This window comes from Anoxybacillus kestanbolensis, assembly GCF_001996285.1.
Taxonomy (GTDB): domain Bacteria; phylum Bacillota; class Bacilli; order Bacillales; family Anoxybacillaceae; genus Anoxybacillus; species Anoxybacillus kestanbolensis_A.
On record NZ_MQAD01000013.1, the window covers coordinates 30,101 to 47,458 of the forward strand.

Sequence of the window (17,358 nt, forward strand, 5' to 3'; positions counted from 1 at the left end):
AAAAGAAAAAAGTGTGATAAAATAAGTGAAGCAATGAATCCGTTAAGGAAGGGATAATATGTCGTCATCAAAATTGTTGCGCGGGACGTTTATTTTAACTGGGGGTGTATTTTTATCTCGCATTTTAGGACTTATATACGTCTTCCCATTTTACCAACTCGTTGGTAAACAAGGGGGGGCACTTTATTCATACGGCTACGTTCCATATACGTTGTTTATTAGCATTGCCACGATGGGTGTGCCGCTTGCGGTATCAAAGTTTGTCTCGAAATACAATGCACTTGGGGAATATGCGATCGGGCGAAAATTGTTTCGTTCAGGCGTTACGTTAATGGCGATTACCGGATTTCTCGCTTGGCTCATTTTATATATGAGTGCACCGTTGTTAGCGCCATTTGTCGTCAATGATGATGGATACGGCAACTCCATTGCTGATGTTATTTCCGTGATTCGTGCCGTTAGTTTTGCTTTATTGCTCGTGCCGATGATGAGCTTAATTCGTGGATTTTTTCAAGGGCATGAATCAATGGGGCCAACAGCGCTGTCGCAAGTTATTGAACAACTTGTGCGCATCATCTTTTTGCTTTTAGGGAGCTACATCGTGTTGCGTATTTTCGGGGGCTCGCTAACAACAGCTGTTCAAGTGGCAACGTTTGCAGCATTTGTCGGAGCGGTTGGTGGACTAGCTGTGTTATTGATGTATTGGTTCAAGCGTAAAACATTTTTAGATGAGCTATTAAAACAAGATCGCGGCACCATTGATATGTCATTAAAAGACATGTATAAAGAATTGATTGCTTACGCTGCTCCCTTTGCGTTTGTTGGTCTAGCTATGCCGCTATATCAACTGATTGATCAATTTACGTTTAACAAGGCGATGGCGAGCATTGGGCTTGGAGCCATATCGGAAGATGCATACGGCATTTTCAACGTATGGGCGCAAAAACTCGTCATTATTCCGGTTACGTTAGCTACATCGTTTAGCTTAACGCTTATTCCCACCATTACGAAAGCTTATGTGAAAGGGGAAAGCAAGCGGTTACGAAAATATTTAAACGACACGTTTCAAGTCGTCATGTTTATTACGTTGCCTGCTGTTATCGGTATGGCGCTTTTATCTGAATACGTATATGCTGCTTTTTATAGTTATGATCCACTCGGAACAGAAGTGTTGCGCGCATATGCCCCGACAGCTATTTTCTTTGCATTATTTTCTGTTACGGCTGCCATTTTACAAGGAATCAATAAGCAAAAATTTACCGTTATTAGTTTATGTATTGGGTTGTTGTTCAAATTGCTTTTTAACTATATGTTTATCGTTTCTTTTGAAACGGTGGGAGCTATTTTGGCAACGACGATTGGATACGCTTTATCGGTCGGGATAAACTTATGGATCATTCAACGTTACACAAATTATCGTTATCATTTCGTCGCTAAGCGCATATTGTTTATGGGAATTTTAACAGCGATCATGTGTGCTGTCGTTTGGCCGATTGTAAAACTAATTGATCGTTTCTTCCATTACAATGGCAGCATGATCCAATCGGTCGCGATCGTTGCGTTCGGTGGATTCATTGGAGCGGCTGTTTATTTTTATTTAAGTGAGCGTTCAAACTTGTTGTATATGTTATTTGGAAACAGATTTTCATTTTTGCGAAAAAAAGAAAAGAAGGCCGTATCGTAGCCTTCTTCTTTCTATTAGAAATCGCTGCTAAACGGGAATCCAAGCTGACGCTCAACGCGTTGAAGGCGTCGATTTAAATTGTTAATTTGTTGTTGTTGTCGCTCGGTGATGCGTTCAAGACGGTCGACGCGACGCTCAAGAGAGCCGCTTGGAAATCCAGGTGTTCCTGGGAATGTTGGTGTTCCAGGGAATCCCGGCATAAACGGAGTGCCTCCGTAATAAGGCATACCAGGCATTTGCTGTTGTTGTTGGCGTTCATCCATTCGGAAAACTCCTTTCGCTTTGATCGTTACGTAGGCAGTATATGTGACAATTGCCATACGTGTATGGACGGATGCCTAAAAACGAAAAACATTTGGAGGGATTTTAGTGTTACGAATCGATAAACTGTTGGCAAATATGGGATACGGAACGAGAAAGGAAGTGAAAAAGCTATTAAAAGCAGGCGTCGTTAAAGTCGATGGGATGACGATAAAAGATGCGAAAACACACGTCGATCCTAAGGAGCAAGTTGTTACCGTATGGGGGGAAGAAGTCGAGTATAAGCCGTTTATTTATCTCATGATGAACAAACCGAAAGGGGTTATTTCAGCAACGGAGGATGCGGTCGAAGAGACAGTTGTTGATTTGCTAGAAGAGGAAGATCGCATATTTGATCCATTTCCTGTTGGACGGTTAGATAAAGATACGGAGGGGCTATTGCTGTTAACAAATGATGGTCAGCTTGCTCATCAACTATTGTCACCGAAAAAACATGTTCCGAAAACGTATGAGGCGATCATTGATGGAGAAGTAACAGAAGAAGATGTTGTTGCCTTCCAGCGCGGTGTCGTGCTCGACGACGGGTATGAAACGAAACCAGCAAAACTTGTTATCGTTCGCTCCGGTTTACGTTCTGACGTGCAAATTACAATTACAGAAGGGAAGTTTCATCAAATTAAACGAATGTTCCAAGCGGTTGGCAAGCGAGTCGTTTACTTAAAGCGGGTTCAAATGGGACCGTTGCCGCTCGATGAAACGTTAGAGCCTGGAGAATATCGTGAGTTGACGGATGAAGAAATCGCTTTATTAAAGGGAGAAGACAAAAAATAGGAACCTGCATCGCTCAGGTTCCGTCTATATCCATTTCGTTATGACGACATCTTCACTCTTTTTTTAGTTGTTGTCCATTTACCTTTGCTAGGGCTGTGAATTAAGTCGTTGTATGCTAACACGTTTAAATCCCGCTGAATCGTTCGTGGAGTAATGCCGAATTCGTCCACGAGCTCTTGCGTTGTCACTGTCCCTCTCTCATTAATGAACATGTAGACGGACTTAATACGGGTTAGCATGCGATCGGTAGATGGTTTCAAATGATCACTCCCTATCGTCACATCATTCGCATGGTACAACAAAGATGAAAAACTAGATGTCTCACTATTTATTTTACACGAAAACATACGAAAAATGCTATAAATTTGCTGAATTTTACACAATATTTACACAATTAATACCATATTTTTCTTGAGGAAAGGTGAAAGTGACGATGAATATGAACTGGATGGAAGAAGTGAAGAAGCGAGAAAAAGCACTTTTGCAAGATTTACAAACATTTTTGCGCATTCCAAGCGTACGAAACGAACAAACAGCAACAGAAGAAGCCCCGCTAGGAAAAGAAGTGTATGAAGCACTTTGTTACATGTTGAAACGTGGGGAAGAAGAAGGGTTTGTCACAAAAAACGTTGACGGACTAGCTGGTCATTTGGAAATGGGCAATGGTGAAGAGATTGTAGGGATATTATGTCATGTTGACGTTGTTCCCGCTGGTGACGGATGGACGTTTGATCCGTTTGGAGCAACGATTGTAGATGGGAAAATTTACGCACGTGGTGCACTCGATGATAAAGGTCCGACGATCGCTGCCTTTTATGCGATGAAAATTGTCAAAGAGCTCGGTTTACCGTTAGCTAAGCGCGTACGAATGATTATTGGGACAGATGAAGAGAGCGATTGGCAATGTGTTGAGCGTTATTTTCAAACAGAGCAAATGCCAACGCTCGGATTTGCGCCAGATGCCGATTTCCCGATTATTTACGCTGAAAAAGGGATTGCCGATTTTGATCTCATTCAACAGCCAATAAATAAGCAAACGGCTGATTGTGTTCTTCTGTCGTTTCAAGCTGGTCGTCGATACAATATGGTTCCAGATTTTGCAGAGGCTGTTTTGCAGTTAACGAACGGAAACGATATGAAAGATCGTTTTACTGAATTTTTACAAGTACACACACTTGAAGGTGAGGCGTATGTAGATGGCGAAACGATGAAGTTATGTGTTCGCGGTGTTTCTGTGCATGGGATGGAACCAGACGACGGAGTGAATGCGGGGCTATGGCTTGCAAAATTTTTAGCAGATGAAACACTCGATCCACAAGCAAACGAATTTGTTCGTTTCGTTTCTCAATACTTTTATGGCGATACGCGCGGAAAGCAATTAGGGGTTGCGCATACAAATGAGGAATTAGGAGATTTAACGATCAATGTCGGTGTTCTTTCATATACGAATGAACATGGTGGAAAGATCGGCATCAACTTGCGCTACCCTGTGACGAATGACATCGTGCATACGAAAAAAATGATTGAGCAAGTTGCTGAGCGTCATGCGTTTGCGCTGACGGATTTTTCGAATTCTGCACCTCATTATGTAGCAAAAGATCATCCGCTCGTTCAAACGTTGCAACGCGTCTATGAAGAGCAGACGGGCGAACGATCGTCACTACTTGCCATCGGCGGTGGGACATATGCTCGTTCGTTACAAGCTGGGGTAGCATTCGGTCCGTTATTTCCGAATCGTCCGGATGTGGCGCACCAAAAGGATGAGCATATGTTTATTGACGATTTGTTAAAAGCAACGGCCATTTATGCTCAAGCGATTTATGAGCTAGCAAAATGACAGTTTCCAAAAATATGTTATAATGAAAAGTGCCGTCGATCGTGACGGTACTTTTCGTTATTTTATTCGATATGGGGGATTTTTTGTGTATACACGTATTTTTCGAGCATTTTATTTTTTACAGTTTTTTAGTTTTGGTTCGCTCTTTCCGTTGTTATCTGTATATTTAAAAGATGAAGTCGGTTTGTCTGGGACAGAAATTGGGATGATTATGTCCATTAGCCCGATCGTCATGATTTTTACTCAGCCTATTTGGGGGATGGCGAGTGATTATACGCGTAAGCCGGTTCAAGTATTAATGATATCTTTATTAGGAACCGCTTTATTCGGACTGATGTATTCACTCGCCCACTCCTACGTATCGTTGCTTGTTATTGCTGCTCTGCTTGCAGTTATGCAAAGTGGTATCGTTCCTCTGTCTGATAGTATTGCTCTTCATTATGTACAAAAGGCAAATGAGCGATATGGATCGATTCGGCTTTGGGGGGCGCTTGGGTTTGCGTCGGCTGTTCCTGTCGCTGGACAAGTGGCTGAGTGGTTTCACCTCCGTTTTATTTTTTATATTTTCGTGACGTTGCTCATCATTTCAAGTGCATTAGCATGGAAATTACCGAGAGAGCAGGCAAATGCAAAAGTGAATATTCGTGAGGGAATGAAAGAACTTATTCGCATTCCGCCGTTTCTTTTGTTTTTATTGACAACGTTTCTCGTTTTTGGACCGATTTATGCGAACAATTTTTATTTCGGTATTTTCATTACAGATTTAGGAGGAACGCTTGCAGGAGTGGGGATTGCATTTTTATTGGCGGCAGGTAGTGAGGCGCCGTTTATGAAATTTGCTGACGGTGTCGTTCGGAAATTCGGGATGATGAACGTGCTATTAGTTGCAACAGCTTTATCTTGTGCTCGTTGGTTATTTTACTTTTTTGAGCCTCCGTTAATGATTGTTTATGCGACAACGATTGTGCAAGGAGCGTCTGTTGGTTTATTTATTCCAGCAGCGTTGCAATACGTTCGCGATGTGACACCTGAACATGTGCGCACAACGGCTGTATCGCTTTATGCTACAGTTGGAAATGGACTTGGAAGCTGGTTTTGCACGTTTGTAGGAGGATATATTTTAGAGCGTTGGACAATCGAGCATGTATATTTATTTTTTGGATTGTTGACATTTGGAGGAATGATCATTTTTGCTTGGCAGTCAAAAAAGGCGTTGCGAAAACTACATGAATTTTGATAAAATTTAGAAAATTAAAGGTGGGACGATATATGCATTACTTTTTGGCAATACCTTTGCCAAATGAAGTAAAAAAGCAGTTGCATAGCTTTATATCTGAATGGAAAGCGCCATTTCGTTTGTTCGTTCATGAAGAAGATTATCATATTACACTTGCATTTTTAGGGAGGGCAACGGAAGAAGAGCGGAAACAAATTGCAGAGTATATGCCAAAAGTAGTTCGAAAACATCAGTCATTTTCGTTACAGCTGAGCGAAGTTTATTCGTTTGGTTCTCGTATTTTATGGTATGGCGTAAAAGAAGAGTCCCGTTTGTTTTCCCTTCGTCAAGATGTGTATGACGTTTGCCGGCAGATAGGTTTTTCTCTTGATGCTCGACCGTTCACGCCACATATTACGTTGGCGAAAAAATGGAACGGATCGTTTCCGTTCTCACTTGAAACATATCCGAGAAAGATTGAAGGAGAGGACATTCGCTTTTTCGTACACGACGTTGTGCTATACGAAACACATATGGATCAAACGCCGAAATATAAGCCGTTGATGCGTTTTCCTCTTTCATAATTCAATAACAGGGGGAGAAAAAATGGGGATTACGGTCATTCAAATCGGGGTATTGTATATGCTGTATATTTTTGGTTCAATTATTCAGCAACTGCTACACATCCCTATTCCAGGTAGTATGATAGGGATGTTGTTGCTATTTTTATTGTTAATGACCGGAATGGTGAAGGAAGAGTGGATTTCCCGTGGTGCTAACATGCTTTTGTCTCATTTAACACTTTTGTTTATTCCGGCAACTGTTGGCATCATTGATTATGTTGAACTTTTTTTAGGGAAAGGGATATGGTCTATTTTCGTTGTCATCGTGAGCACAATGATCGTCATGTTGTTTGCTGGTTTCATCGGTCAATGGGCACAAACACGTGAACAAAAGCGAATGCATGAGGTGAAAGGAGCATGATCGGCGCAATTATGCTTTTGTGGACGATTGTCGTGTATATGGCGATGCGCAAATTGTATGCTCGCTTTTATTTTCCTTTGCTTGTGCCAATCGCTACGAGCACAGTAGTCATCATCATCACGTTATCGCTTTTTCATTTGTCGTATGAACAATATATGAGCGGAGGAAAATGGCTTGTTCATTTGCTTGGACCAGCCGTTGTCGCGCTAGCTTTGCCGCTTTACCAACATCGGCATACGTTAAAACAGTTTTTATGGCCGTTGTTATGTAGTACATTTTTCGGGACGATCATTGGAATGGGTAGCGGTTTATTATTAGCGCGTCTTTTTCATTTACCAGAACGAGTTGTTCGCTCGATTATTCCGAAATCGGTTACTTCGCCTGTTGCGATGGATATTGCAAAGTTGATTGACGGTATACCGACGCTTGCAGCGGTATATGTCATGGTTGCAGGGATTTTTGGTGCCATGTTTGGACCGACTATTTTTCAACGCTTGCGTCTGACCACAGCTTTAGGGGTCGGGAGCGGACTAGGGGCGGCTTCACACGGCATCGGTACTGCAAAAGCGCTTGAAATTGGTAAAAAAGAAGCAGCGATTAGCTCGGTAGCGATGACATTAAGTGCAATTTTCGCTTCTCTTCTTTGCCCGTTGTTGCTTTTGTTGTAGAATGAAAGTAACAATTGATTGCTGGAGGTTAAGGCGTGGGACAGCTCATTAAGCTTCAAGACTATATTTCGCGCTACGAGCTAGATATTTATCATTATCCGAGCGAGTTTATTCGTTTAAAAAAGAAGCAATGGGAACGAATGAAGCATGCATGGGAGACGGGTCAATTGGTGCCACAAGTGGAGTCGCATGTACATGAGTCATGGAAATGGCTTGAAGAGGAACCGTCACTTTTTGATAAGATTAAGCGCATATGGAAACGGAAAAAAGTAAAAGATGTGACGGATGAAAATGAACAGTCGCAAGAAGAGGAAGACTTTATGTTTTCTATTCCGTCCGAACCAAGAACGATTGAAGAATTGAAAATATTATTTTTAGAAAAGCTGTTTCAACTGCAAATTCGTTGGGCGAGCTCGACGTTAACGGAAGAATCCGTTATTGATCCGAAATATTATTATGACGTATATTTAAAATATTTTTTGCAACGTTTTCCAGATACATACTTATGTATGTACAAGCCTGTATTTTTATTGAAAAAAGCTCCTGTCGAGCTTAATACGATTTTGATTAGTCCAACAACGACGTGGTGCGTTGCGTTTACGGAAGAACGGAAAAATAACATTATTGTTGGCTCAGCTGAACGTTTTTGGACGGAGATTGTCGATGATGTGGAGAGAAAAATCGTCAATCCGATGATTTCGCTTCATCGAACGGAAAAAGTTGTTCAAACGATTTATAAGCAATTTTCCGTCGATATGCCGATCAAAAAAGTGTTGATTAATCGAGAAGGGTATATTGATTATCGCTACGCACCGAGCGATCTTGATATCGTCGATCGCCGTCATTATGAGACATGGTTTATGTCACTCAGACAGTTGACGATGCCATTGAAACATACGCAACTGAAGGCGGCGCAATCATTGCTCACATATTGTGATGCACGCTATTACGATCCGCTCGTTATTGAAGAAATAGAAGAGGCTGACGAATGAAGCGTAGCCTCTTTTTCGATTTTTTATAATTATGGTAAGGATAAATACTTTTTTTGTTCTTCTTGCATAATAAGTAAGTAACCAGATGGTAAAAGCGGAAATGGAACGCTACATGAAATACATGAATGCATGATTTTCCCCCTCTTTTTTATTGAGTTCATTTTACAACAAAAATAATTGACTTCAAAACTGGAAGTTGGTGACCGATGATGATGACAAAACAACACTCGTTTGAAGCCTATTTAGATGAGTTGACGTTAATTACTATTTTGGTACCGAACGATGTTGTTCAAGAACGTGCACCAATATTTTTTTTATGCGATGAAGAACAAACAGCATACCGTTTAACAGTTCGTTCAAGTGAGAAACAACACTCATTTACAAAATATGAGTGTCTCGTCCCTTTTATCGTTCCATTAGGGAAACGATATGTCGTTTATACAGAAGAAGGATGGCAAACACCTTTACTGGTAGGGGCGGTGATGCGAACAAAAGCGTTTGACGATTTATACGCATATGACGGAAATGATCTTGGTGCAACGTACAAACCGGAAAAAACGACGTTTAAAGTGTGGGCGCCGACGGCAACAAAGGTGTTATTAAAGCTTATTCATCCGAAGACGAAAGAAGAAACAACTTATGCCATGGTGCGCGAACAAAAAGGAGTATGGACTTATACCGTTTATGAAAACATGGAATATTTTTTGTATACGTATCAGACATATATCAATTTTGTTTGGCGAGAAGCAGTGGATCCTTATGCAAAAGCGGTTTCAGTTAACGGCACATACGGTGTTGTTGTTGACCTTTCGAAGACAAACATAAAAAAACCAACGATGCCTCCGTTTATTTCTATGACGGATGCGATCATTTATGAAATGCATGTTCGTGATTTTACGATCCATCCTAAAAGTGGCGTGGAACATAAAGGGAAATATCTCGGTTTAGCGGAGCAGGATACATTAGGACCAAACGGAACGGTGACGGGTCTTTCGTACGTAAAACAGCTCGGTGTGACACATGTTCAACTTATGCCTGTGCAAGATTTCGAAGGAGTGGATGAGCTCGAGCCATTTGAATACAACTGGGGATATAACACGGTTCATTACAACGCTCCAGAAGGAAGTTATGCGACGGATCCAACCGATCCATATGCACGTATCATCGAGTTAAAGCAGGCGATTCGTGCGTTTCAACAAGAAGGCATTCGCGTCATTTTAGACGTCGTCTATAATCACGTATATATTCGAGAAACATCATCGTTTGAACAGCTTGTACCGGGTTATTATTTCCGATACGAATCAAACGGTTATCCATCGAATGGAACAGGAGTTGGGAATGATTTAGCATCTGAGCGGAAAATGGTACGAAAATTTATCGTTGATTCGGTGACGTATTGGCTAAGTGAATATGGTGTCGATGGATTTCGTTTCGATTTAATGGGCATTTTAGATATCGACACAATGAATGACGTTCGCCGAGCTATCGATGCAATTGATCCGACTGTTCTTGTTCTTGGAGAGGGATGGGAGTTAGCTACTCCATTACCTCAAGAAAAAAAGACAACGATTGCAAACGCGAAACATACGCCTCGTATTGCTTATTTTAACGATCGATTTCGGGATTATGTAAAAGGAAGTACGTTTCAAGTCCACGATCGAGGATTTGCGTTAGGTGATTGTTCATATAAGGAAGCGGTAATGGAAGTTATTCGAGGAAGCATCCATCTATTTTTTTCGCCAAGGCAAAGTGTCAATTATGTCGAATGTCACGATAACCATACATTATGGGATAAAATGGTGATTGCTAATGCGCATGAGAGCGAATATATTCGTCGGAAGCGCCAAAAGCTAGCGACCGCGATCGTTTTATTATCCCAAGGTATTCCATTTTTGCACAGCGGTCAAGAGTTTTATCGAACGAAACAAGGAATTGAAAACAGCTATAACGCTCCTGATGAAGTGAATCGAATCGATTGGGAGCGGAAAAGTGAATGGGAAGAAGATATTCGAGAGATAACGGCTCTCATTGCGCTTCGTAAAAAACATGCTGCGTTTCGTTTTTTTACTGCCGATCAAGTTCGGCGTCATATCAAGTTTTATGATACCCATCCATCTGTGATCGCCTATCAGCTTGTCGATGTGGGTGTGTATGGTCCATGGGAACAAATTGTTGTCGTTCATCATAATGAGGAGAAAAAAACGACATTACCTCTTTCTGAAGGAAAATGGAAAGTCGTTTTCAGCTCAAATCGGGAAGAAGTAGAGAAAAAGTGCGAACACTTTATTGAAATTAATGGAATCGGGACGTGGGTATTAATTGAATGTTGACGGGGAAACGATGGGAAAGATAAAATCTAGTAAGATGACAATTGCAATTTTTATTTTGACTAAGTCGAAAGGTGAGCTCACTTGGAACAGTTACTAGGTAAGGAGTGGGAAATTTCCCCGGCAGGTGGTGCGACAGGGGATGCATATATTGCGGAGTACGATGGGAAGAAGTTGTTTTTAAAGCGCAATTCTTCACCATTTTTAGCTGTTTTATCAGCGGAAGGAATCGTCCCAAAATTGGTATGGACGAAACGAATGGAAAATGGAGACGTAATTACCGCCCAACAATTTTTACAAGCGCGTGAATTAAAGCCGAGTGATATGGCTAGCAAACAAGTTGCTCAATTGCTTCGGAAAATTCATCGCTCGAAAGAATTGTTGGGAATGATGGAGCGCCTTGGTAAAAAACCTTTAGTACCTCATCGTTTGCTAGAGGAAGTAAAGCAAAATGAATACGTTGAATTAAAGGCGCATCCGACCGTTCGGGACGCATTGGCATTTTTAGAGCGACACGTAGATGATGTGTATTGTATGGATTATGTCGTTTGTCATTGCGATATGAATCATAATAACTGGCTTTTAACAGAAGATGATCAATTGTATTTAATTGACTGGGATAGCGCAATGATTGCCGATCCGGCGATTGATATCGGAATGTTGTTATATGCTTACATCCCAAGAGAGCAGTGGGCGAGTTGGCTAGAAGAATATGGTAAGAAGTTCGATGAGCAATTGCAGCTACGTATGAAATGGTATACGATTGCTCAAACGGTTACGTTGCTTGCATGGCATAAAGGACGGAATAATGAAAAGGAAATGCAACGACTGTTGCATTTCCTTGAACATGTGCTACGTTAATTGATCCATCCAATTCGCAAGTTGCTGTTCGTGTTGATCGATGTGTAAAGAAAGATCGGTTGCATTTTTACCGTTTTGACTGTATGTGTAAATATGAGACAATGTTTGTTTGAGTTCGGAGTGGATAGCATCGTTCGCCATCAATGATTTGGCGAGCCGTTCAATTTGTTCACATTCTGAAACGGTTCCTGAACGATCAAGGTGATGTTCCGATAAAATGTCTTTTAACACAGTTAATTGATGTTCATGATTAATGGCCATGTTCATCCCCCTATTCGTTTTATAATATGGCCGTTTTTATCTTTTTATATACAAAGAAACGGAGGATGAGACGTGCGTTTACGAAATAAGCCTTGGGCGAAAGAAAAAATTGCATCATATCCGCAATACATTATTCCACAACCAGAGCAATATAAAGGACGTTGGCATGAATTGTTTTCAAACGATCATCCGATTCATATCGAAATTGGGACAGGGAAAGGCCGTTTTATTACCGAAATGGCAAAAATGAATCCTCACATTAACTATATTGGAATTGAGTTATATGAGAGCGTCATTGTATGCGCCCTCGACAAATTGATCGAGAACGATTTGCCAAATTTGCGCTTATTAAATGTCAATGCAAAAGACTTAACGAATATTTTTGCTAAAGGAGAAGTAGAGCGTATTTATTTGAACTTCTCCGATCCGTGGCCGAAAAAGCGCCATGAAAAACGACGTCTAACGTATCGCTCGTTCTTGGAGTTATATGAAAATATTTTAATGGATGAGGGAGAAATTCATTTTAAAACGGATAACCGTGGGTTGTTTGAATATTCCCTTGTTAGTTTTTCACAATACGGTTTAGTTCTTCAATACGTCAGCCTTGATCTTCACCGAAGTGATTTTGAAGGAAATGTGATGACTGAATATGAACAAAAATTTTCAGAAAAAGGAAATCCGATTTACCGTTGTGAAGTGAAGTATCGAGAACCTATGTCATAATCAGGCATAGGTTTTTCTTCTTTTCTGAATATTTTCGTAATGTTAAAATGGATGATGAGAGAAGACAAGGGGGAGAAAAGATGGAGAAATTAACGATCGGTCGAATAACAATGACGTGGTTGAATGGGGGAATTACACATTTAGACGGGGGAGCGATGTTTGGTGTTGTACCAAAGCCCCTTTGGACGAAAAAATACCCATGCAACGAACAAAATCAAATTCCACTTCGTACGGATCCGATTTTATTGCAAGTGGATGGGAAAAACATACTTATTGAATCGGGTATTGGACGTGGAAAGCTGAATGAAAAACAAAAGCGGAACTTTGGGGTAACAGAAGAATCTTCTTTAATAGAGCAATTGGCGCTTCTTTCTTTAACACCTGAAGACATTGACGTTGTATTAATGACACATTTACATTTTGATCATGCGAGCGGTTTAACAACATGGGAAGGAGATACGCTCGTTCCAACGTTTCCACGTGCGCGCATTATTACGTCGGCGGTAGAGTGGGCGGAGATGAAAGAACCAAACATGCGCTCGCGCAACACGTATTGGAAAGAAAACTGGGAAGCCATTGTTGATCAAGTCGATACGTTTGCGGAACAGTTGGAAGTCGTTTCAGGGGTAACGATGATTCATACAGGCGGTCATAGTGACGGACATGCGATCATTATGATCACATCCGAAGGGGAAACAGCCATTCATCTCGGTGACTTAATGCCGACACACGCCCATCAAAATCCGCTTTGGGTTATGGCATACGATGATTACCCGATGACGTCTATTTTTGCTAAGCAAAAATGGCTCGCCTATGGAATGGAAAAAAACGCATGGTTTACATTTTATCACGATGCGTACTATCGGGCTGTTCGTTGGAATGATGAGTTTCAAATTGTTGAATCCGTTAAACGTCAATAAACCCAAGCGGCTTTGCTTGGGTTTTACAATTTTCGTGCTTCAATAATCGTCCCTGTTTTTGCATCAATGAGACATTCATATGCATCGGTTGGACGAGTGATTCCTCCTCGATAGACAGTATAGCGCAACCCGTTTTTTTCAATCATTTCAACGGTTGTTTGAATCCACGATCCTGTAATGTCACCCGTTTGTTGAAAAGCTTCTTTCGCTTTTTGAAGCGCTTGTTCAGATGAAATCAAACGTCTATGTTGCCATTGGTCAAATATGTATGCTGCTGTTGCACCGACAACGATACCGGTAAGAAATGTTTTCATGCGCATATGCATTCCTCCACTTTTTCTTTTAGTATACCGAATTGTTCGAGTGGAAACTACATGTAAAATTCGCTACAATGACAAATAGCGAGAAAAGAAAGGGGATACAGCGATGGATTTGCAGTTATTTCGAACGTTAACGGAATTGCCGGGAGCACCGGGAAATGAACATGCGGTGCGCGCCTTCATGCGTGAACAGTTACAAAAATATGCCGATGAAATTGTGCAAGATCGGCTTGGGAGCATTTTTGGAGTGAAGCGCGGAACGGAAGATGGTCCAGTTGTGATGGTTGCAGGGCATATGGATGAAGTGGGTTTTATGGTCACTGCCATTACAGAACAAGGAATGATTCGCTTTCAACCGCTTGGAGGTTGGTGGGGGCAAGTACTGCTCGCTCAACGTGTACAAATCATAACAGATCAAGGTCCGATTGTTGGAGTCATCGGCTCGATCCCGCCTCATCTGCTTGATGAAGAGCAACGAAAAAAGCCGATGGATATGAAAAATATGCTTATTGATGTTGGAGCAGATGACCGTACCGATGCAGAGCGCATGGGCATCCGTCCGGGGCAACAAATTGTACCGCTTTGTCCGTTTACACCGATGGCAAACGAGAAAAAAATTATGGCGAAAGCATGGGATAATCGTTACGGTTGTGGCTTGGCGATCGAGTTGTTAAAGGAATTAAAAGATGAAACGTTGCCGAACGTATTATATTCTGGAGCAACGGTTCAAGAAGAAGTCGGATTGCGCGGTGCACAAACGGCAGCAACGATGATTAAACCAGATATTTTCTTTGCGCTAGATGCAAGCCCAGCGAACGACATGACAGGAGACGAAAAAGAGTTCGGGCATCTTGGGAAAGGGGCGCTCGTGCGCATTTATGATCGTACAATGATTACTCATCGCGGCATGCGCGAATTTATTTTAGATACAGCGGAAACGAACAATATTCCATACCAATATTTCATTTCACCAGGTGGGGGAACAGATGCGGGGAGAGTGCATATCGCGAATAGCGGCGTTCCTTCAGCTGTCATTGGCATTTGTGCACGCTATATTCATACACATGCTTCTATCATTCATGTGGATGACTATGAAGCGGCAAAACAGTTATTAATCGCCCTTGTAAAACAATGTGACCGTGCGACAGTCGATGCGATTCGTCATAACGGTTAAGGTGATTGAGCGATGAAAATTGCAGTTGGAACAAAAAACAACACGAAAGTAAAAGCGGTAAAAGCTGTATTTCATGAGGCGCATCATGCGATTATAGCGAGTGACGTGCAGCCGAACGTGTCAAAACAGCCGTTTTCCGATGAAGAAACGTTGCAAGGTGCGATTGAGCGTGCAACGTTAGCTGTTCATGAACAACAAGCACATATCGGAATAGGTTTAGAAGGAGGCGTATTTGTTGCACGTAATGGAACAGTCTGGCTATGTAATTGGGGTGCGCTTGTAGATCGGGACGGCGTTGTCGTTGTGGCAGGAGGGGCGCGCATTCCGCTTCCTGTCGAAATTAGTGAACAATTAAAAACTGGGAAAGAATTAGCTGAAGTGATAGACGAATACGCCGATCGTCGCGATGTTCGTTCAAATGAAGGAGCGATTGGCATTTTGACGAACGGAGCCATCGACCGAACAACGATGTATACACATATTGTTCATATGTTGAAAGGGCAATACGAACATCAAAAGAAAGGATGGAGAAATCAATGAAAACGATTGAACGGATCGAACAATATAACGAAGCGATTCAACATGGGAAAGTCATTATGATGTTTACAGCTGATTGGTGCCGGGATTGTCAATTCATCAAACCGGTTTTACCAGAAATTGAAGCGCAATTTTCCGATTATACGTTTTATGCGGTCGATCGCGATCAATTGCTCGACTTGTTTGCGGAGCACAACGTTTTTGGCATTCCGAGTTTTATTGCATATGAAAATGGCCAAGAGAAAGGGCGATTTGTCAGCAAAGATCGGAAAACGAAAGAAGAAATCGTCGCTTTTATTCAAAGCTTAGGTGAGCGTGATGAATAGTAAGCAAATAAGCGAGCATATTCAACAACGATTATCCCACTACCCATGGGAATTTCGATGGGATCGAAAAAAAGATACACTTCGCATTGAGCATCGTGACACGAAAAAAGGGGTGACGATTTCGTTACCCCCTATTATCGCAAAATGGGAGGTTGAGAAAGAGCGTGCCATTGACGAAATTGTTTATTATGTCGAACAAACGTTAACGGCATTACATGATGACTCGCCGTTACATGGAAAAGAAAAACATATATATCCGGTTATTCGCTCTACCTCATTCCCGACAACGACGAACGAAGGCGCTGCGTTTATTTATGACGATCATACAGCAGAAACGCGCATTTATTATGCGCTCGATTTAGGAACAACGTATCGGCTCATTGATGAACGTTTAGTTGAATCCGAGCGTTGGAATGTGCAACAATTGAAAGAAATTGCCCGTTTTAACGTTCGTTCATTGCCTACGACAGTAAAAGAAGATCATGTCGCTGGAAATACATTTTATTTCGTAAACACAAATGATGGATATGATGCAAGCCGCATATTGAATGATGCTTTTTTGAAAAACTTTGCTGAAAAAATAAAAGGAACGATGCTGCTTGCAGTTCCTCATCAAGATGTGCTCATTATTGCTGACATTGAAAACGAAATCGGCTATGATGTACTTGCGCAGTTAACGATGAGCTTTTTTGCAAGCGGTAGAGTGCCGATTACTGCGCTCTCATTTTTATATGAAGATGGGCAACTGCAACCGATTTTTATTCTTGGGAAAAATCGTCGAAAGGATGAGAAATGATGAACGTATTTTACAATCGTGAAGGCATTGGTGACACGTTACTCATTACTTTAAAAGTTGTTGATCCACAGGTGCGTGCTTTTGAGAAAAAAGGGGATGTTGTGCGCATTTATGATGAGCAAACAAGTGAAACAGTTGGTTACAATATTTTTCATGCGTCTACATATAGCACATTTGAAGGAAATGGAGTCGTTGAACTAAACGAACAAGTAATCGCTACGATTAACGACATATTGCAAAAAAATGGTGTAAATGAACAATTAAAGGCTGATTTTTCACCAAAATTTGTTGTCGGTTACGTGAAAGAAAAGGAGAAGCACCCGAATGCTGATAAATTAAGTGTTTGTCAAGTAGACATTGGTACGGAAACATTGCAAATTGTATGCGGGGCTCCAAACGTAGAAGCAGGACAAAAAGTCGTTGTCGCAAAAGTCGGAGCAGTCATGCCAAGCGGTCTAGTCATTCAAGAGGCAGAACTTCGTGGGGTGAAGTCTTACGGAATGATTTGTTCTGCCCGTGAACTCGATTTGCCAAACGCCCCACAAGAGAAAGGGATTCTCGTTTTAGATGATGAGTACGAAGTAGGTCAACCATTTTTCAGCTGACTTCCGTCACGGCAGTCAGCTTTTTTTTGTGGTAA

The 17,358-nt window shown here is 41.5% G+C and carries 21 protein-coding genes; 17 read left to right on the plus strand and 4 right to left on the minus strand.

Annotated features, from left to right (window positions below; all coding sequences use genetic code 11):
• Window positions 1-58: 58 nt before the first annotated feature.
• On the plus strand, window positions 59-1,684 hold the full coding sequence (locus tag BO219_RS08750) for a putative polysaccharide biosynthesis protein (RefSeq protein ID WP_077429245.1): 1,626 nt from the start codon (window positions 59-61) through the stop codon (window positions 1,682-1,684).
• Between the two features lie 14 nt (window positions 1,685-1,698).
• On the opposite strand, the gene BO219_RS08755 is transcribed toward BO219_RS08750, so the two are convergent.
• Window positions 1,699-1,947, minus strand: coding sequence for a hypothetical protein (locus BO219_RS08755; RefSeq protein WP_077429246.1), 249 nt, complete (start codon window positions 1,945-1,947; stop codon window positions 1,699-1,701).
• A gap of 106 nt (window positions 1,948-2,053) precedes the next feature.
• Between BO219_RS08755 and BO219_RS08760 the strand changes: the two genes are divergently transcribed.
• Entirely contained in the window at window positions 2,054-2,776 is a 723-nt protein-coding gene (locus BO219_RS08760) for a pseudouridine synthase (RefSeq protein ID WP_077429247.1), read from the plus strand.
• Window positions 2,777-2,814: 38 nt separating this feature from the next.
• Here BO219_RS08760 and BO219_RS08765 read toward each other — a convergent pair whose 3' ends face one another.
• Window positions 2,815-3,036: a DeoR family transcriptional regulator gene (locus BO219_RS08765; protein WP_012574138.1), complete on the minus strand. Its 222-nt coding sequence runs from the start codon at window positions 3,034-3,036 to the stop codon at window positions 2,815-2,817.
• A 173-nt stretch (window positions 3,037-3,209) separates the two neighbouring features.
• On the opposite strand from BO219_RS08765, the gene pepV reads away from it, so the two are divergent.
• The 8 genes from pepV (at window position 3,210) to BO219_RS08805 (ending at window position 11,661) form a co-directional block, all read left to right on the plus strand.
• Window positions 3,210-4,613: a dipeptidase PepV gene (gene pepV / locus BO219_RS08770; protein ID WP_077429248.1), complete on the plus strand. Its 1,404-nt coding sequence runs from the start codon at window positions 3,210-3,212 to the stop codon at window positions 4,611-4,613.
• Between the two features lie 85 nt (window positions 4,614-4,698).
• Window positions 4,699-5,850, plus strand: a complete 1,152-nt coding sequence (locus BO219_RS08775) for an MFS transporter (protein WP_077429249.1) — start codon at window positions 4,699-4,701, stop codon at window positions 5,848-5,850.
• A 32-nt stretch (window positions 5,851-5,882) separates the two neighbouring features.
• Window positions 5,883-6,413 (plus strand): RNA 2',3'-cyclic phosphodiesterase, encoded by a 531-nt coding sequence (gene thpR / locus BO219_RS08780; protein ID WP_077429250.1) that lies wholly within the window; start codon window positions 5,883-5,885, stop codon window positions 6,411-6,413.
• Window positions 6,414-6,435: 22 nt separating this feature from the next.
• Window positions 6,436-6,813 carry a CidA/LrgA family protein gene (locus tag BO219_RS08785; RefSeq protein ID WP_004888980.1) on the plus strand — a complete coding sequence of 126 codons (378 nt, stop codon included), beginning with the start codon at window positions 6,436-6,438 and terminating at the stop codon, window positions 6,811-6,813.
• On the plus strand, window positions 6,810-7,481 hold the full coding sequence (locus BO219_RS08790; protein WP_077429251.1) for an LrgB family protein: 672 nt from the start codon (window positions 6,810-6,812) through the stop codon (window positions 7,479-7,481). The genes BO219_RS08785 and BO219_RS08790 overlap by 4 nt, the downstream gene beginning before the upstream one ends.
• 35 nt (window positions 7,482-7,516) lie before the next feature.
• Window positions 7,517-8,473 carry a glucanohydrolase gene (locus BO219_RS08795; RefSeq protein WP_077429252.1) on the plus strand — a complete coding sequence of 319 codons (957 nt, stop codon included), beginning with the start codon at window positions 7,517-7,519 and terminating at the stop codon, window positions 8,471-8,473.
• A 209-nt stretch (window positions 8,474-8,682) separates the two neighbouring features.
• Window positions 8,683-10,803 (plus strand): type I pullulanase, encoded by a 2,121-nt coding sequence (gene pulA / locus BO219_RS08800; protein WP_077429253.1) that lies wholly within the window; start codon window positions 8,683-8,685, stop codon window positions 10,801-10,803.
• An 81-nt stretch (window positions 10,804-10,884) separates the two neighbouring features.
• Window positions 10,885-11,661 carry a phosphotransferase family protein gene (locus tag BO219_RS08805; RefSeq protein WP_077429254.1) on the plus strand — a complete coding sequence of 259 codons (777 nt, stop codon included), beginning with the start codon at window positions 10,885-10,887 and terminating at the stop codon, window positions 11,659-11,661.
• On the opposite strand, the gene BO219_RS08810 is transcribed toward BO219_RS08805, so the two are convergent.
• Window positions 11,653-11,922 carry a YtzH-like family protein gene (locus BO219_RS08810; RefSeq protein WP_064214285.1) on the minus strand — a complete coding sequence of 90 codons (270 nt, stop codon included), beginning with the start codon at window positions 11,920-11,922 and terminating at the stop codon, window positions 11,653-11,655. The two genes, BO219_RS08805 and BO219_RS08810, sit on opposite strands and share 9 nt — an antisense overlap.
• Window positions 11,923-11,994: 72 nt before the next feature.
• Between BO219_RS08810 and trmB the strand changes: the two genes are divergently transcribed.
• Window positions 11,995-12,645, plus strand: coding sequence for a tRNA (guanosine(46)-N7)-methyltransferase TrmB (gene trmB / locus BO219_RS08815; protein WP_077429255.1), 651 nt, complete (start codon window positions 11,995-11,997; stop codon window positions 12,643-12,645).
• An 80-nt stretch (window positions 12,646-12,725) separates the two neighbouring features.
• A complete protein-coding gene (locus BO219_RS08820; RefSeq protein ID WP_077429256.1) occupies window positions 12,726-13,565 on the plus strand; it encodes a YtnP family quorum-quenching lactonase in 840 nt (279 codons plus the stop codon).
• Window positions 13,566-13,588: 23 nt separating this feature from the next.
• On the opposite strand, the gene BO219_RS08825 is transcribed toward BO219_RS08820, so the two are convergent.
• Window positions 13,589-13,885 (minus strand): PepSY domain-containing protein, encoded by a 297-nt coding sequence (locus BO219_RS08825; RefSeq protein WP_226373799.1) that lies wholly within the window; start codon window positions 13,883-13,885, stop codon window positions 13,589-13,591.
• Window positions 13,886-13,991: 106 nt separating this feature from the next.
• On the opposite strand from BO219_RS08825, the gene BO219_RS08830 reads away from it, so the two are divergent.
• The 5 genes from BO219_RS08830 to ytpR are packed head-to-tail and all read left to right on the plus strand — an operon-like array spanning window position 13,992 to window position 17,323.
• Entirely contained in the window at window positions 13,992-15,059 is a 1,068-nt protein-coding gene (locus BO219_RS08830; protein WP_077429258.1) for a M42 family metallopeptidase, read from the plus strand.
• 12 nt (window positions 15,060-15,071) lie between these two features.
• On the plus strand, window positions 15,072-15,599 hold the full coding sequence (locus tag BO219_RS08835; protein WP_077429259.1) for a DUF84 family protein: 528 nt from the start codon (window positions 15,072-15,074) through the stop codon (window positions 15,597-15,599).
• Window positions 15,596-15,922 (plus strand): thioredoxin family protein, encoded by a 327-nt coding sequence (locus BO219_RS08840; protein WP_226373800.1) that lies wholly within the window; start codon window positions 15,596-15,598, stop codon window positions 15,920-15,922. Before BO219_RS08835 ends, BO219_RS08840 begins: the two co-directional genes overlap by 4 nt.
• A complete protein-coding gene (locus BO219_RS08845; protein ID WP_077429261.1) occupies window positions 15,915-16,718 on the plus strand; it encodes a DUF1444 domain-containing protein in 804 nt (267 codons plus the stop codon). Before BO219_RS08840 ends, BO219_RS08845 begins: the two co-directional genes overlap by 8 nt.
• Window positions 16,718-17,323 carry a YtpR family tRNA-binding protein gene (ytpR, locus tag BO219_RS08850; RefSeq protein ID WP_035018444.1) on the plus strand — a complete coding sequence of 202 codons (606 nt, stop codon included), beginning with the start codon at window positions 16,718-16,720 and terminating at the stop codon, window positions 17,321-17,323. The genes BO219_RS08845 and ytpR overlap by 1 nt, the downstream gene beginning before the upstream one ends.
• The last annotated feature ends 35 nt before the right edge of the window (window positions 17,324-17,358 follow it).

Coding starts and splice junctions, on each gene's coding strand:
- BO219_RS08750 (WP_077429245.1), top strand. CDS start 59: ATGTCGTCATCAAAATTGTTGCGCGGGACGTTTATTTTAACTGGGGGT.
- BO219_RS08755 (WP_077429246.1), bottom strand. CDS start 1,947: ATGGATGAACGCCAACAACAACAGCAAATGCCTGGTATGCCTTATTAC.
- pepV (WP_077429248.1), top strand. CDS start 3,210: ATGAATATGAACTGGATGGAAGAAGTGAAGAAGCGAGAAAAAGCACTT.
- thpR (WP_077429250.1), top strand. CDS start 5,883: ATGCATTACTTTTTGGCAATACCTTTGCCAAATGAAGTAAAAAAGCAG.
- BO219_RS08785 (WP_004888980.1), top strand. CDS start 6,436: ATGGGGATTACGGTCATTCAAATCGGGGTATTGTATATGCTGTATATT.
- BO219_RS08790 (WP_077429251.1), top strand. CDS start 6,810: ATGATCGGCGCAATTATGCTTTTGTGGACGATTGTCGTGTATATGGCG.
- pulA (WP_077429253.1), top strand. CDS start 8,683: ATGATGACAAAACAACACTCGTTTGAAGCCTATTTAGATGAGTTGACG.
- BO219_RS08810 (WP_064214285.1), bottom strand. CDS start 11,922: ATGGCCATTAATCATGAACATCAATTAACTGTGTTAAAAGACATTTTA.
- BO219_RS08820 (WP_077429256.1), top strand. CDS start 12,726: ATGGAGAAATTAACGATCGGTCGAATAACAATGACGTGGTTGAATGGG.
- BO219_RS08825 (WP_226373799.1), bottom strand. CDS start 13,885: ATGCGCATGAAAACATTTCTTACCGGTATCGTTGTCGGTGCAACAGCA.
- BO219_RS08830 (WP_077429258.1), top strand. CDS start 13,992: ATGGATTTGCAGTTATTTCGAACGTTAACGGAATTGCCGGGAGCACCG.
- BO219_RS08835 (WP_077429259.1), top strand. CDS start 15,072: ATGAAAATTGCAGTTGGAACAAAAAACAACACGAAAGTAAAAGCGGTA.
- BO219_RS08840 (WP_226373800.1), top strand. CDS start 15,596: ATGAAAACGATTGAACGGATCGAACAATATAACGAAGCGATTCAACAT.
- BO219_RS08845 (WP_077429261.1), top strand. CDS start 15,915: ATGAATAGTAAGCAAATAAGCGAGCATATTCAACAACGATTATCCCAC.
- ytpR (WP_035018444.1), top strand. CDS start 16,718: ATGAACGTATTTTACAATCGTGAAGGCATTGGTGACACGTTACTCATT.